Annotated in this window: 15 protein-coding genes; 9 read left to right on the forward strand and 6 right to left on the reverse strand. The window is 61.2% G+C overall.

Annotated features, from left to right (window positions below; all coding sequences use genetic code 11):
- Window positions 1-65: 65 nt before the first annotated feature.
- The 5 genes from WCJ41_RS16295 to WCJ41_RS16315 form a co-directional block, all read right to left on the reverse strand.
- Window positions 66-611, reverse strand: coding sequence for a TIGR02594 family protein (locus tag WCJ41_RS16295; RefSeq protein ID WP_336906891.1), 546 nt, complete (start codon window positions 609-611; stop codon window positions 66-68).
- On the reverse strand, window positions 608-940 hold the full coding sequence (locus WCJ41_RS16300) for a hypothetical protein (RefSeq protein ID WP_336906892.1): 333 nt from the start codon (window positions 938-940) through the stop codon (window positions 608-610). The genes WCJ41_RS16295 and WCJ41_RS16300 overlap by 4 nt, the downstream gene beginning before the upstream one ends.
- A gap of 117 nt (window positions 941-1057) precedes the next feature.
- Window positions 1058-2830 carry an NAD(P)/FAD-dependent oxidoreductase gene (locus tag WCJ41_RS16305; protein ID WP_336906893.1) on the reverse strand — a complete coding sequence of 591 codons (1773 nt, stop codon included), beginning with the start codon at window positions 2828-2830 and terminating at the stop codon, window positions 1058-1060.
- A 12-nt stretch (window positions 2831-2842) separates the two neighbouring features.
- Window positions 2843-4285 (reverse strand): D-aminoacylase, encoded by a 1443-nt coding sequence (locus tag WCJ41_RS16310; RefSeq protein WP_336906894.1) that lies wholly within the window; start codon window positions 4283-4285, stop codon window positions 2843-2845.
- Between the two features lie 5 nt (window positions 4286-4290).
- Window positions 4291-5247 (reverse strand): MurR/RpiR family transcriptional regulator, encoded by a 957-nt coding sequence (locus tag WCJ41_RS16315; protein ID WP_336906895.1) that lies wholly within the window; start codon window positions 5245-5247, stop codon window positions 4291-4293.
- Window positions 5248-5618: 371 nt separating this feature from the next.
- Between WCJ41_RS16315 and WCJ41_RS16320 the strand changes: the two genes are divergently transcribed.
- The 9 genes from WCJ41_RS16320 to WCJ41_RS16360 all read left to right on the forward strand — a co-directional run bounded on the left by WCJ41_RS16320 (window position 5619) and on the right by WCJ41_RS16360 (window position 14067).
- Window positions 5619-6392 (forward strand): ABC transporter ATP-binding protein, encoded by a 774-nt coding sequence (locus WCJ41_RS16320; protein ID WP_336906896.1) that lies wholly within the window; start codon window positions 5619-5621, stop codon window positions 6390-6392.
- A 25-nt stretch (window positions 6393-6417) separates the two neighbouring features.
- Window positions 6418-7263 (forward strand): ABC transporter permease, encoded by an 846-nt coding sequence (locus WCJ41_RS16325; protein WP_336906897.1) that lies wholly within the window; start codon window positions 6418-6420, stop codon window positions 7261-7263.
- Window positions 7264-7342: 79 nt separating this feature from the next.
- A complete protein-coding gene (locus WCJ41_RS16330) occupies window positions 7343-8461 on the forward strand; it encodes an ABC transporter substrate-binding protein (protein WP_336906898.1) in 1119 nt (372 codons plus the stop codon).
- Between the two features lie 56 nt (window positions 8462-8517).
- Window positions 8518-8859 carry a hypothetical protein gene (locus WCJ41_RS16335; protein ID WP_336906899.1) on the forward strand — a complete coding sequence of 114 codons (342 nt, stop codon included), beginning with the start codon at window positions 8518-8520 and terminating at the stop codon, window positions 8857-8859.
- Window positions 8856-10040 carry a hypothetical protein gene (locus WCJ41_RS16340; protein ID WP_336906900.1) on the forward strand — a complete coding sequence of 395 codons (1185 nt, stop codon included), beginning with the start codon at window positions 8856-8858 and terminating at the stop codon, window positions 10038-10040. The genes WCJ41_RS16335 and WCJ41_RS16340 overlap by 4 nt, the downstream gene beginning before the upstream one ends.
- On the forward strand, window positions 10037-10822 hold the full coding sequence (locus WCJ41_RS16345; RefSeq protein ID WP_336906901.1) for an SDR family oxidoreductase: 786 nt from the start codon (window positions 10037-10039) through the stop codon (window positions 10820-10822). The genes WCJ41_RS16340 and WCJ41_RS16345 overlap by 4 nt, the downstream gene beginning before the upstream one ends.
- The gene (locus tag WCJ41_RS16350; RefSeq protein WP_336906902.1) at window positions 10822-11823 is read left to right on the forward strand and encodes a Gfo/Idh/MocA family oxidoreductase; all 1002 of its coding nucleotides are present in this window, start codon (window positions 10822-10824) and stop codon (window positions 11821-11823) included. Before WCJ41_RS16345 ends, WCJ41_RS16350 begins: the two co-directional genes overlap by 1 nt.
- Window positions 11824-11829: 6 nt before the next feature.
- Window positions 11830-12885, forward strand: coding sequence for a Gfo/Idh/MocA family oxidoreductase (locus WCJ41_RS16355; RefSeq protein ID WP_336906903.1), 1056 nt, complete (start codon window positions 11830-11832; stop codon window positions 12883-12885).
- Window positions 12886-12894: 9 nt separating this feature from the next.
- On the forward strand, window positions 12895-14067 hold the full coding sequence (locus WCJ41_RS16360; RefSeq protein ID WP_336906904.1) for a M20 aminoacylase family protein: 1173 nt from the start codon (window positions 12895-12897) through the stop codon (window positions 14065-14067).
- Window positions 14068-14096: 29 nt separating this feature from the next.
- On the opposite strand, the gene WCJ41_RS16365 is transcribed toward WCJ41_RS16360, so the two are convergent.
- A complete protein-coding gene (locus WCJ41_RS16365; protein ID WP_336906905.1) occupies window positions 14097-14342 on the reverse strand; it encodes a DNA cytosine methyltransferase in 246 nt (81 codons plus the stop codon).
- Between the last annotated feature and the right edge of the window lie 78 nt (window positions 14343-14420).

A 14420-nucleotide genomic window follows, 5' to 3' on the forward strand; every position in this document is an offset into this window, starting at 1 on the left:
AACAGGATGCCCATGATGGCGGCGACCAGCGCCTTGTCGATCGACGTGAACATTCTCGTGTTCTCCTAAGCTTCGTTGGTGGATAGAGCGCCGTTGGCCGCCAACCCGACGGGTCGCACGGCAGCAGGCTGGTTGATCCTCCACGGGCAGCGCCGGGGCCCGAGTAGGCGGTTCTTCGCAATGCGCTTGATCATCACGCAGTCGGACTGGTTGCCGCCGAGGACGTGGAAGGCTTGGGCGTCCTCACCGACATAGAGCCCCACGTGGCCATTGAAGCCGGAGGACGCGCCCCGCCAGAAGACGAGGACGTCTCCGAGGGCGGGCTTCCGCTGGGGAACGCCGAAGGCGAGCCAGTTACGGGCACCCAGCGGGTTCATGGGCACGTCCCAGCCGGCCTGCAGCGCCACATACGCCATCCACAGACCGCACCAGGCGGTCGCGTCATTCCGGTAGATGCGGTCAAGCCCAGTAACCTTTGCCCAAGCCAGAATCGATGGGTTGGAGCCTTCACCTGGCTTCTCGATGGTCCCGTACGTCTTGAGCGCCTCGATAAGAATGCGGGGGCCGGGCTCGGCTGCGAGCCAGGCGTATTGCTTCGGAAGATCCGTCATGGTTGCCTTTCATCGAGTGGAATGGTCGGGTTCCGCGACCAGGCGCGGATGAACCGCAGCACGCCTTCGCAGATCAGCATGGCGGTGAGGCCAACGAGGAAGCCGATCGCGTGCTCGCTCGAGGCGTCACCGGCAAGCAGCGGGAAGTAGGCTTTCGCCGCCGCGTAGACGGGGGTCGTGAGATAACCCGCCGTCAGGCTGCCAATGACCACGGAGGAGATGGCAGCAAGCCACCCGCCCCCGGAAAGCAGGGCGCGAACCACACCGCCCGCCACGCCGGCAACCAGATGCGTCGCCTTGATCCCGAGCACAGCCTGCACTGGGTCCATGGTTCACCTAACGATATTCCGGATAGAATGAAGCTCTCAGCGCGCCGGGAGTGCGCCCGACTCAGGGCCTGCGAGTTCACGCAGCACGGTGGCGCGCTGGCGCACCTCTAGACCGCCTCAAAACACAGGCGTTTTGACTCCTTCGAACCGCGCCTTAAGTTGGAGTGCAACGAATTTTGAGTTGAAGCGGGAGAGATGCAGATTGCCGCCGTGGAACCATAAATTTTCGTGGCGGAGCGGCTTCCACATGTTACGCAGTTCGCCCTCCCAAGGCCCGGGATCACCGCGGGTGCCCGAGCCATAGCCCCAATTGGGACCGATCAGATCGGCGGCCTCGCGCGAGACGATCTTCGCCACCCACTCGTTCATCGGCAGGTAGCCTGTCGCGTATACGATGATGTCCGCCGGAATTTCCGAGCCGTCGCTGAGAATGGCCGACGATGGTGTCAGGCCCGCAATCTCTACGCCGCTCCGCACGCTGATCCCGCCTGAGGCGATGAGTTCCGAACAACCGACGTCAAGATAATATCCAGTACCTGTGCGCAGGGCTTTCATCATCAGTCCAGATTCGTCGGGGCCGTAGTCGGTCATGAAGCCGCGCGCGTTGAGACGGCGAATGAGACTGGCGTCACGCCCGGCGATCTCGGCATAGACCGGGCGCTGCAGGTCCGCCATCAGCCGGAAAGGAACCGAGGCGAAGATCATGTCCGCGGTGTCGGTATCGATGCCCTTCGCTACGGCTTCTTCCGAGTAGAGAGAAGCAAAGGCAACATCCATAAGGGTCTCCGAGCGCACCACGGTCGTCGGTGTGCGTTGGATCATGGTGATCTCCGCGGCCTCGTGCTCCCAAAAATCGGCGCAGATGTCATGTGCCGAGCTGTTGGCGCCTACCACGATGCAACGTTTGCCCCGGAATGCTTCGCCCGATACATGACGCGCTGAGTGATATTGCACGCCTGAGAACTCCTCCGCCCCTGGCAGCGTCACCTCGCGCGGCGGCCCGTAGGAGCCTGTGGCGAAGACGAGATGCTTCGGCTTCAGAACAAGCCTCTCGCCGTCCCGCATCACATCGATCGTCCATTCCTTGTGGCCCGCGTCGAAGCTTGCGTGTGTGACTTCGGAGGATGCCCAGTAGTTGAGCTCCATCAGCTTGACATAGGCTTCGAGCCAGTCGCCCATCTTGTCTTTCGGCGTAAAGACCGGCCAATGCGCCGGGAAGGGAATGAAGGGCAGATGATCGTACCAGACGGGATCATGCAAAACGAGGGAGCGATAGCGGTTCCGCCACGAGTCCCCTGCGCGCGGATTCTTCTCGATGATAACCGCGGGAACGCCGAGTTGCCTGAGCCTGGCACCGAGCGCGATGCCGCCTTGGCCGCCGCCGATGATAACCACATAGGGCTGTTGCGTGCGGCCCAGTTCCTGCTGCTCTTCTTGGCGCAGCTCTGTCCACGTGCGGCGATCGCGTCGGACACCATGCGCGATGCCCTTCTCGCGCGTGAAGCCTGCTTTTTCCTCGTGACCCTTGAGTTCCTGGAGCGTGGTGAGGATGGTAAAGCCCTCGCCATTCCTTAGCCTCAAATGGCCTTTGCCACGGCCCGTCGCGGTCTCGAAGCGGAACCACGCCTCGATGGTGTCGCCGTTGCGGGTGACCGGCGCCGTCAGGGCGAAGCCATGGGGCCGGGCGTGGGCAAGCGTTGCCACGAGCATGGACGAGATGCCGTCGCGACCCTCCACAGTTCGTATGTTCCAGGTCAGCGCCACGAAGTCACGCCAGTAGCATTCCTCCCCGAACAGGCTCGTTGCCGCCGCGACGTCTCCCGCCGAGAGTGCGGCATCAAGCCGGACGAGCCAGCTACGGGTAAGTTCGGTTGCAGCGTCGTATGTCATTTTGGTCCTCTGTCAGATGTTGTTGCCGCCGGTGAGGCGACCCGCGCGCTGCGCCACGCCGCCACCCTCGCGGAAGGTGAGCGCACCGTTCACATAGACGCGCGATACCCCCTCTGCCATGAGGCGCGGCGAGTCATAAGTGGCGCGGTCGATCACGGCCCCTGGATCGAAAAGCACGAGATCGGCATAGTTGCCAGGCGCGAGGCTGCCCCTGCCCTTCAGTCCGAACACGTGGGCAGGCAGACCCGTCATCTTGTGGATCGCCTCCTCCATGGAGAACAGCGCCAGGTCACGCGCATAATGCCCGAGAACGCGCGGGAATGTGCCCCACAGCCGGGGGTGGGGATGCGCATCATGCGGGAGGCCGTCTGAGCCGATCATGGCAATCGGCGAACACATGACGCGCCTGACGTCATCCTCATGCATCTGGAAATAGATCGCCCCCGCGGGGTCGAGCCGCGCCGCAGCCTCATGCAGGGAGCAGGACCACTCTGCCGCGATGTCATCGAGCATCCGGCCGGTCATCTCCGGATGGGATTTCGACCAGGAGATCCGGATCGGATAGTCCGGCGTCACGAGATCCTGTCGCAGATTGGTGGAGCCAGCCGCATAAGGGTAGACATCGAGATTGACCGGCTGGCGGCGCGCGGCATCCTCCAGACGCGGAAGGGTTTCCGTCGTGCGGCCCCAGTTCGCGGGACCGGCGCATTTGTGATGCGAGATCACCAGCCGGATACCGGCGTCGGCTGACGTCGCCACTGACTCCTCGATCGAGTCAAGGACGCCAGCAAATTCATCGCGCATGTGCGTGGCATAGACGCCGCCCGCCGCGGCGAAGCAGCGGGCGATTGCAGCGACCTCGGCCCTGTCGGCAGCGGCATTTGTGGGATAGAACAGTCCGGTCGAGAACCCCGCAGCGCCACTTGCCATGGCCTCCGCCGCCATGGATTGCATGCGGTTGATTTCACCCTCATTCGCCTTGCGGCGGATATCTGTCATGGTGGCAAGGCGCAAAGCCGAGTGGCCAATCAAGGCCGCCACATTGACTGCCGGCGCTGCCGAACGGAGGGCCGCCGCATAGGTAGCGAAGTCCGGAAAGGCATAGACCTCCGCTCCACCCAGCAGGTTCATCGGCGGCGGCGGATCATCATCGAAAACCGCAGGCGCCAGCGATATGCCGCAGTTACCGGTGATCACGGTGGTGACACCCTGGCTAATCTTGGGCAGCATCTCCGGCGCGTCGAGCACGATGCGGTCGTCATGCGTGTGTGCGTCGATGAAACCAGGGGACAGTGCCAAATGGCCGGCCTCGACCACCTCCCTCGCCTCATTTGGAAAAACGCTACCCACCGCCGCGATGCGTTCGCCGGTGATGGCAAGGCTGTCCCGGCGTGGTGGAGCGCCGGTGCCATCATAGATCAGCGCATCACGGAAGATGACATCAAAGACTGGCATCGACCTCACTCCTCCGTATCGTGTTTGGGCATAAGTGGCGTGGGGTCGGTGTTGGGCGTGGGGATAGCGACGCCAATGCGTGCGAGTGTATAGCGCACGCGTCGGAGCGCATCACGCGACCTGTCGCCCATCTTCTTCGCGATCCCGGCGGCCAGTGTGTCAATCACCGCCATATGAGCATAGCGCGACGGCGTTGGGATCTTCACGTCCGTGCCCTCGGCGATGGTGACGAGGATAGCGATGTCGGCCGCCAGAGCCAGCGGCGTGCCGGGCCTGGTGATGGCCACCGTCTTCGCTCCGAAAGACCTTGCAATCTCCACCGCTTCGACCACCGTCTTCGATCGGCCGCTGTTCGATATGGCGAGTACCCCGTCACACGGCCGCAGCGTTGCCGCCGACATGCGCTGCTGGTGGCCATCCTGATAGGCGGAAACGGGGAGGCCGAGACGGAACAGCCGCAGCTTGGCATCCTCCACCAGCGCCGCGGAACCGCCACCCTGGCCATAGATGTCAATGCGGTGGCTCGCCGCCAGCGCATCGATGGCCTTGCCCAAGGCGGCGGTATCGAGTTGGTCGAGGCATTCCCGCACCGCACCCGCGGCACGCATCATCACCGTATGGGCAAGTTGACCCGCGTCGTCATCGAATATGCGCTCCGATCGAAGATAGACCGCGGCAACCGTGAGCGTGGTGGCTAGGCTGATCTTGAATTCGGAAAACGAGGTGCAGCCCAGCGTCCGACAGAAGCGGGTAACGGTCGGCTGGCTCACTTCTGCACGCGCGGCAAGCTCGGCAATCGTCATGCGCGTCGCCATCTCGTAGTCCGCCGTGACAATATCGGCGACGCGCCGTTCCGCCGGAGACAGGCTCGCATCGACCCGCTCGAGCCGCGAGACAATATCGATCGTCGCCGGCTTGCGCAGTCGGCCCCTCTGCACCTTGGACGGCTTCCCCTCATTCAATTCCCAAACACCCTATTTCATCTTGCCGCAGATGAAACAAAATTACACGTATTGGAGCAGCGGGCAACTGCATCTGAACGGAGACAAAGCGGGTAGCTTCGCAACTGCAGCATCCCCAACCGCACGATAAACCCCACATTAAAATGCACTCTCTTGAACCTAACGCCATCAATTCGGGCGGCGCATCTCACAATATGACTATTGCGCAACCCACATTTTTGTAACATCATTTCATGAGATCGAGGTTTACTCGCCAATGTCGCGTGTTTCCGACCGATCGGATCGCGCAGGAGATTGAGGGGTGGATTGGCGTGTCGATGACAGAGAACACCATGGTTGACGGAGTTTCCGGGAAAACGCTGAAGACCAAGATGGCGATCACCAAAGCCACCAAGGTCTACCAAACACGCAGTGGCGGCGTGCACGCCCTTGACAATGTATCACTCGACGTGCGCGAGGGTGAGTTCCTCTGTATACTCGGCCCCTCGGGTTGCGGAAAGACCACACTGCTCTGGTCAATGGCGGGGCTTCATTCACTGACCTCGGGCGACATCCGGCTGGGTAACGAGCCCATCATGAAGCCGCACCCGGAAATCGCGATGATCTTCCAGGATGCCAATCTGCTGCCGTGGCGCAACCTGATAAAGAACATCGAGCTGCCCTTCGAACTGAAGCGCAAACCACCCGACCGAGCGCTGATCTCCAGGCTTCTCGACCGTGTGGGCCTCACCGGCTTCGAGAACAAGATGCCGCGTGAGTTGTCGGGTGGCATGCAGCAGCGCGCCTCGATCGTACGCAGCCTCTCCGTCAATCCATCCGTCCTGCTGATGGATGAGCCCTTCGGCGCACTCGACGCCTTCACCCGCGACGAAATGAACCTGCTGATCCAGGAAATCTGGATGGAAACGCGCAAGACCATCGCCTTCGTCACACACTCCATCGCTGAAGCCATCTTCCTGGCTGACCGGGTGGCGGTGATGTCGGCGAGGCCCGGCCGCATTGCCGAGATCTACGACATCGACATTCCGCGCCCGCGCTCTATCGAAATCCAGACCGAGCCGGACTTCATCAAGCGGGTTCTCGAAATTAAGTCCCGCATCGAGCATGGGCGCGGCGGGTCAGGCCCGCGCGTGGCCATCACGTAAGCAGCGGCATCAGGAGGCAAGTGCGGTGGACAAGACACTGGGTGACAAGATACCGGAATTCAACAAGAAGACTGGTGCGAACGGCAACGTGGGGCTGAGTGGCGCCTCCTTCAGCCTGGGCGACCATCGGACCAAGTTCGAAACCTTCATCATTATCCTCGTTGCGGTCATCATCATCGGCGGGAGCGAGTTGCTGATCTACGCCTTCAACGTTCCGCAATACGTACTGCCACGCCCGAGCCAGATCGCCACCGCGCTGGTCACGGAATTCCCCAATCTCTGGCCGCATCTGCTCATCACGCTGAAGGAGCTGTTCATCGGCTTTGCCATCGGCGCGTCCATCGGCTTCTTACTGGCCGCGGTCATCACGCAGTTCCCCTTTGTCGAGAAGGTGGTCACGCCTTACATCCTGCTGCTCGTCACGACACCGATGCTGGCGCTAGTTCCACTCCTGATCCTGCGATTCGGCTTCGGCAGTGAGCCACGCATCATCGCCGTGGCACTGGCCTCCGGGCCCATGGTGATGATTAACTCCGCGACGGGCTTCCGGCGTGTCGACCTCGCTAAGATCGCGCTTGCCCGGTCGTTCGGCGCCAGCACCTTCCAGATATTCACCAAGATTCGCATTCCGATGGCCATGCCGATGATCATCGTCGGCCTGATGGTCGGTTCAATTTTCGGCCTGCTCACCACCATCGGAGCTGAGATGGTGGGCGGGGCGGAAGGCCTCGGAAACCGGCTGACATATTATTCCGCGCTGATCCGCATGCCGCAGTTCTTCGCCATCATCCTGATCCTCGCGATCCTCGGCATATCGATCTACGTGTTTTTCTTCTGGCTCGGAAAGAAATGGGCCAGCTGGGAAGCCTGAACCGGGAGGGGGCTTTCATGCAACTACACCCGGAAAAACGGTCCACGAGATGGAGGAGGAAACACTCATGATTGGACATATGAATATCGGACGCCGCCGGTTGCTGACACTGACTGCAGCCGGCGTTACTGCAACGGCCTTTGGCGGCTTTGCAGGAAACAGGACGGCAAATGCTGCCGAGGTTGTGCGCTGGGTCAGCCCGCGCGGCACGGTCGAGGTGCTGGACGACTATCCCTATTGGGTCGCCAAGAAGTTCGGCTACTTCGGCGACATCGAGACGACGCTCGAGCCCGGCCCGTCAGATGCGACGGCAACGGTCAAGCTCGTCGACCAGAACCAGGCCGATGTCGGATACCCTTCGCCGGGTGTCTTCTCGCTGGGCCTCGCGCAGGGCATGCCGATCGTCTCTGTGTTCCACATGGGCGGCGGCGACTTGTTCTCCTTCGCCTTCCGCAAGGGCCAGAAACCCGCGAGCCTGAAGGAGCTCGAGGGCAAGACCGTGGTGCTGGGCTCCGCCGGCTGGCAGGCGATCTGCGACCCGATGCTGAAGGCGGCGGGCGTGGACGTCACCAAGATCAAGTATGTGGATGCAGGCTGGCCGACTTGGGGCACCGCACTGATGTCCGGCCAGGGAGATGCTGCTCTCTCCTGGGAGGGCCTCCGCGCCCAGTGGAAGGGCCAGGGCCTCGACTTCGACTACTGGCTCGGTCGTGACTTCTCAAAGCTTCCCGCCAACAGCTTCGTAATCCGCAAGGCGGACTTCGATGACGCTGCGAAGAAGGACCTCTACGAGCGTTACTTCCGCGGCTGGGCCATGGGCCTCGAATTCGGGCGCGACAACCCTCGCGCGGCAACACAGATCGTGATGGAGCAGTTCCCTGCACTGGGCTCGCAGATGACACCGGACATCGCCGTCGAATCCCAGATGCAGCTCGCCAACGTTTTTGCCGGTCGCTGGGACGAGCGCCAGCAGAAATGGGGCTATCACCTGGCGTCGAGCTGGCAGCAGTTCTTCGATGTCGGCCGCGAGATCGGCCAGATCCAGGGCGACTTCAAGCTCGAGGACGTGGTGAAGAACGACTACATCGACGCCGCAAACAACTTCGACAAGGCGAAGGTGAAGGCTGATGCCGACGGCTTCAAGCTGTCGGACGCCTATGCGGCGGTGAATGTCGACGAGATCACCAAGCGCCTCTGACCCAATGCGGGGCGGCGCCGTACCGCCGCCCCGTTTTCATTTTAGCGGGGCACCACATGTTCGCGTTCGATCACGTCGGCATTACCACGACCATCGTCCAACCCGACGAGAACTGGGTTGAGCAAAGCCGTGTGTGGGTGACAAACCCGAAGACCCATCCCGAGCACATCGAATTTCTTCGTTACGAACCGGACAGCACTGTGCCGGAGTTGATCAAGGCCAACCCGCACATCGCCTTCCGCGTTGCGACCCTTGACGAGCATCTCAAACAGCCGGGGGTGGAGATCATAATCCCGCCATTCGAGGTGGGAGGCTTCCTGCGCGTGGTTTTCGTACGGAAGTACAACACGATCTTCGAATACATGCAGTATCTGCAAGAGGGTTGGTTCGGCCAATGAGTTACCGTGCTATCTACACCTATGCCTGGGACCTCGCTGAGGCAGGTGTCAACGAAGCTATCTCCGGGTTCAAGACGCTTGGCCTCGATACGGTGACATTCGCCGCGAGCTATCACGCGGGAAAGTTCCTGCGCCCGCATGGCAGGGCGGGAAAGGTTTATTTCCCGGAAGACGGCACGGTCTATTTCAAACCGGACATGAGCCGCTACGGCGCGATCAAGCCGTTGCCGAACAAGGAGTTCGGCCACGGCGAGGTAATAAGCGCACTGTGCCAGCGCCCGCTGAAGGTCAATGCCTGGATGGTGCTTCTGCACAACACGCTGCTCGGCACGCAATATCCGGAAGCCACGACGGCGAATGCCTTTGGCGACCGCTATGTCTACAGCCTGTGCCCGTCGCACCCCGAGGCGCGCGCCTATGCGGTTGGGTTGGTGCGGGACGTGACCCAGTCCTACCCGGTCACGGGCGTGTCACTCGAGTCGCCTGGTTTTGCACCCTATGCACATGGCTTTCATCATGAGTTCGCGCTGAACCAGCCCAACCGCTGGCTCGACCAGCAATTGGGGCTCTGCTTTTGCGACCATTGCATCGCCGGAGCGGCGAAGGCAGGGATTGACGCCAAGCCGCTGAAGGCGCGCGTGGCCAAGGACATTTCGGACTATCTGGCGAGCGAGATCGATTTTCCAGCTGACATGGCAGAGGCCTTCTGGCTGGCGGATACGCGCACTGACGGTGAACTTGGTGCCTTCCTCGCATGGCGCTGTGACGTGGTCACCTCCCTCGTGGCCGAGATCCGTGACCGGGCCCGAAAGGATGCGTCGGTTGCCATTATTCCCTCCGTGTCGCGTCCCACGGGAGGCTCATGGTACGAGGGAAGTGACCTTGCGGCCTTGGCGAACGCAGCGGGCATCATCGAGGCCTGCTTCTATGAGCCCTCGCCCGCGCGCATCAGGGCGGATCTCTTCGACATCAAGCGCAGGCTTCGCGGCAAGGGTGAGTTGCGCGGCATCGTCAGGCCAGCATGGCCGGACCTTAACAACAAGGCTGACCTGCTAGCAGCAGTGTCGGCCCTCGGCGCGGGCGACGTGGCGGGGCTGGCCTTCTACAATTGGGGCCACCTGCGAATGGCAAATGTGGGCTGGATCGCCGATGCGCTCAATGCTTTCGGCGGAAAACCATGATGTTTAGCGGCAAGGTGGTGGCAATCACCGGCGCAGCGGGGGGCATCGGCCAAGCGCTGTGCAGGCGCTTCGCGGCGGAAGGCGCGGCGATCGCCGCTTTCGACAAGAGTGAGGCGCTGAAGGCCTTCATGGGCGAAGACTGGGCCAAGGGCGTGAAGATGGCCCATGCGATCGTTGACGTTGGCGACCGCGCGGGTGTGGCGGAGGCCTTTGCAAAACTCACGCAGACACTGGGACCGGTATCGGTGCTGGTCAACAATGCCGGCTTCTCCTCGCATCCGACCTTCGCGCGCACCACCCCCGACAGCTGGCAACATGAGGTAAATGGAAACCTCAACAGTGCCTATTATTGCGCCCATGCCGTACTCGAGGGCATGAAGGCCAATCGTGGCGGGTCGATCGTGGCCATCGGCTCCGTCAATGGACTCGGTGCGTTGGGAGACCCGGCCTACAGTGCCGCCAAGGCGGGCATGATCTCGCTCACCAAGTCGATTGCCGTCGAATATGGGCGATTCAACATCCGCTCCAACATCGTACTGCCGGGCACCGTGCGGACACCCTTGTGGAAGATCCGTGCCGCGAAAGACCCGAGCGTTCTGGAAACACTGCGCAAGTGGTATCCCTTGGGGCGGATCGTGGACCCTGAGGACGTAGCGAATGCCGTCGCTTTCCTTGCATCCGACGCCGCAGCGGCGATCAGTGGCGTGGCGTTGCCCGTCGACTGCGGGCTCTCGGCTGGCAATATCGTGATGGCACGCGAACTCACACTGGAGAACTTTTGATGGACAGGTTGCGGATCGGCGTCATCGGTCTCGGATGGTTCGGCGAGATCCACTGCGAAACCATCGTGGGCATCCCCAACCTCGAACTGGTAGCACTGTGCACGCGGAGGCCAGACCGGCTTTCGGAGCAGGCCAGTAAATTCGGCGTAACAAAAACCTACACCGACTACCGCGATATGCTGGCCGACAAGGGCATTGATGCCGTATCAATCGTCACCATGTGGGACCAGCATACCGACCCGGCAGTCGATGCCCTGAAGGCCGGCAAGCACGTGTTCCTCGAAAAGCCGATGGCCTCCACAGTCGCGGATTGCAACAAGATCATGGCCGCGGCAAATGCCACACGCGGTATCCTGCAGGTCGGGCACATCTGCCGCTTCAATCCACGCTACAGAATGACCAAGCAGGCAATCGATGAAGGGCGCATCGGCAAGATCGTGGCACTGCAGTCCCGCCGCAACATTCCGGCCGCATGGACGCCAACAATTCTGGAGAAGATCGGGCCAATCGTGGGTGATGCCATCCATGACACTGACCTGATGCTGTGGTTCACCAGCGACCGCGTGGTGAGTGCATACTCCCAGACGGTGAGCGTGCGGAACCTCACGTTTCCTGATATCGGCCAGACAATGTATCGCTTTAAGGGCGGAGCCACGGCGACACTCGAGACTGTTTGGTGCATGCCGGAAAAGACGCCCTTCGACATCGACGAGCGCATGTCGATCATCGGCACGGAGGGGATCATCCACGTGCAGGACACCTTCCCGAACCTCGGCATTGTCGACGGCAGCAGGCTCCACAGCCCCGACACCACCTACTGGCCGATGTTCGAGGGCGTGCGAGGAGGCGCACTGCGCGCTGAATTCGAATATTTTGCCAATTGTGCGCTCATGGGCATTGCGCCCAAGATCGGCCGGCCGGAAGATGCGGCGGCGGCCCTCGAGGCGACACTTGCGGCGGAGGAATCAGCCCGTACGGGCAATGTGGTTCGGATCGGATAGGAGGCGATGATGGCTGATAGGAAATTGCGGGTTCTGGTCGTAGGCCTCGGCAACATGGGCATGAGCCACGCGCAGGCATATACGCGCATTCCCGATTTCGATGTGGTGGGCGTGTGTGAACGCCGCATTGCCAAACGCCAGCTGCCGGATGAGCTGAAAACTGCGGCGAAATACGACAACTTTGAAAAAGCACTCGCAGAGCTGACGCCTGACGTCGTCTCGATCAATACGCTTCCCGACACGCACGCGCAATTCGCCATAAAGGCGATGGAAGCAGGCGCTCATGTCTTCGTTGAGAAGCCACTCGCCGACACGGCAGAAAATGCAGAGAAGGCCGTTGCCACTGCACGGCGCACGGGCAAGAAGCTCGTCATCGGCTATATCCTCCGCCAGCATCCGAGCTGGGTGAAATTCATCGAGATCGCGCAGCAGCTTGGCACACCGCTCGTCTTTCGTATGAACCTTAACCAGCAGTCCAATGGCGAAACATGGGACTGGCACAAGCGCCTGCTGAATGCCTTTCCGCCCATCGTCGACTGCGGCGTGCACTATGTCGACGTCATGTGCCAGATGACCAAGGCCAAGCCCATAAAGGTCCACGCCATTGGCGCCTCGCTGACGAGCGAGGTGAAGCAGCAGAACTACGGCATGCTGCAGGTGATGTTCGACGACGGCTCGGTGGGCTGGTACGAGGCCGGCTGGGGTCCAATGATGAGCGAGACGGCTTTCTTCGTGAAGGACGTGATCGGACCCAAGGGTTCTGTATCCATCGTAATGGCCGAAACCTCGGGCGGCGTGAAGTCGGACGACATCAACGCCCACACAAAGACCAATCAGATCCTGTGGCATCATGCCGACATGAAGACACCCGATACGCGGATCGACATGTCTGATGAACCGAGCCATGACGATCTCTGCGAACGTGAGCAGCGATACCTGCTCAAGGCCATCCGCGAGAACATCGACCTCACTGATCACATGAACGATGCTGTGAAAAGCCTCAAGATCGTCTTGGCAGCCGACCAGTCGATCCATGAGGGCCGCATCGTTTTGCTTGCCTGAGAGTTGTCTGTGCCCATCATTCCTCAGATTGCCGCCAGCACGCCAGAACTCACTGCCATCTTCAGGGATTTTCACGCTCATCCTGAGATCGGCTTCACCGAGCACCGCACGGCAGCCCGGGTTGCGGACATGCTCCGGCGATGGGCTGTCGATGAGGTGCATGAGGGTGTGGGCGGAACGGGCGTTGTCGGCCTGATCCACGGACGCCGGCCCGGGAACCGTCGCGTTGGCTTACGTGCCGACATGGATGCCTTGCCCATCATGGAGCAGACGGGCCTTGCCCACGCGTCTGAGAACCCTGGCGTGATGCACGCCTGCGGGCATGACGGGCACACCACCATGCTGCTGGGCGCAGCCCGTTACCTTGCCGGAACCCGCGACTTCGAGGGGACGGCCGTCCTGATTTTTCAGCCGGCCGAAGAGGGTCTCGGCGGCGCACGCCGCATGCTGGTAGAGGGATTGTTCCGGCGCTTTCCCTGTGATGAGATCTACGGCTTCCACAACGCCCCGAACGGCAAGCCCGGCCGCTTTGCGCTGCGCAAGGGCCCGGCGATGGCCGGCGCCTCTTTCTTCGACATCACTGTATCCGGCAAGGGCAGCCATGCGGCGATGCCTCATGAGTCACGCGATGCGCTCTTTGCCGCCGCCGCGCTGGTGCAACTGTTGCAGTCGGTGGTGAGCCGCAACGTGCCACCCCATGAGGCTTGCGTCCTCTCCGTGACAAAGATCAGCGCCGGGAGCGCATACAATGTACTGCCAGAGAGTGCCAGTCTTGGTGGCACGCTCCGTTTCTTTTCTCATGACGTGCGCGAACTCGCCCAGGAACGTATGAGGACCATTTGCGGCGGCTTGGCGATAGCACAGGGGCTAAAGGTCGATCTCCACTTCAACGAAGTCTTCGACGTGCTGGTGAACTCAGAAGATCATGCGGAGGCCCTGCTCGCTGCTGCACGCGATGTACTGGGCCATGATGCGACGGATGGAAATCAGCAGTTGCTGACGGGTTCAGAGGATTTTGCCGACATGCTGCAGCAGGTTCCGGGGGCCTATGGCTGGCTCGGCCATGCGGGCACGTTGCCATTGCACAGCCCCTCTTTCTTGCTCGATGAGTCAATGCTCCCCGTGGGGGCATCGATTTTTGCAAGGATAATCGAGCGGCAGCTCAAGCCCGCACTCTCGTGACGCGATCAGTGATCAAACGCTAAAACCGATTACAGGATGACTGCTGGTGCAAGGGCACCCTTGGCATCTTTGTCGATGACATTGGCGAGCCTTATAATTTCGAGCGACAGTTTTCCACGGGCATCGTCTAGAGAGCGACGTAGACCCACGATTGGAATTTCCTTGCATGGACTTCCCCCCACCAGGATGTCGGCAGCTGTGCCTAGCTCTGTCGTCCACCTCGTTGTGGGCGAGCTCGGTCGATGTGATAGTGGAAAGAGCCAGGACCTGATCACGGTAGGATACTGCGGTCGCCAGACAACCTCGTAAAAGAGTTTCCCAAGAAGTGAGGTAACGAGAGCCCCGCGAAATTC

Origin of the sequence: Aestuariivirga sp. (genome assembly GCF_037139295.1) — a bacterium.
GTDB lineage: Bacteria > Pseudomonadota > Alphaproteobacteria > Rhizobiales > Aestuariivirgaceae > Aestuariivirga.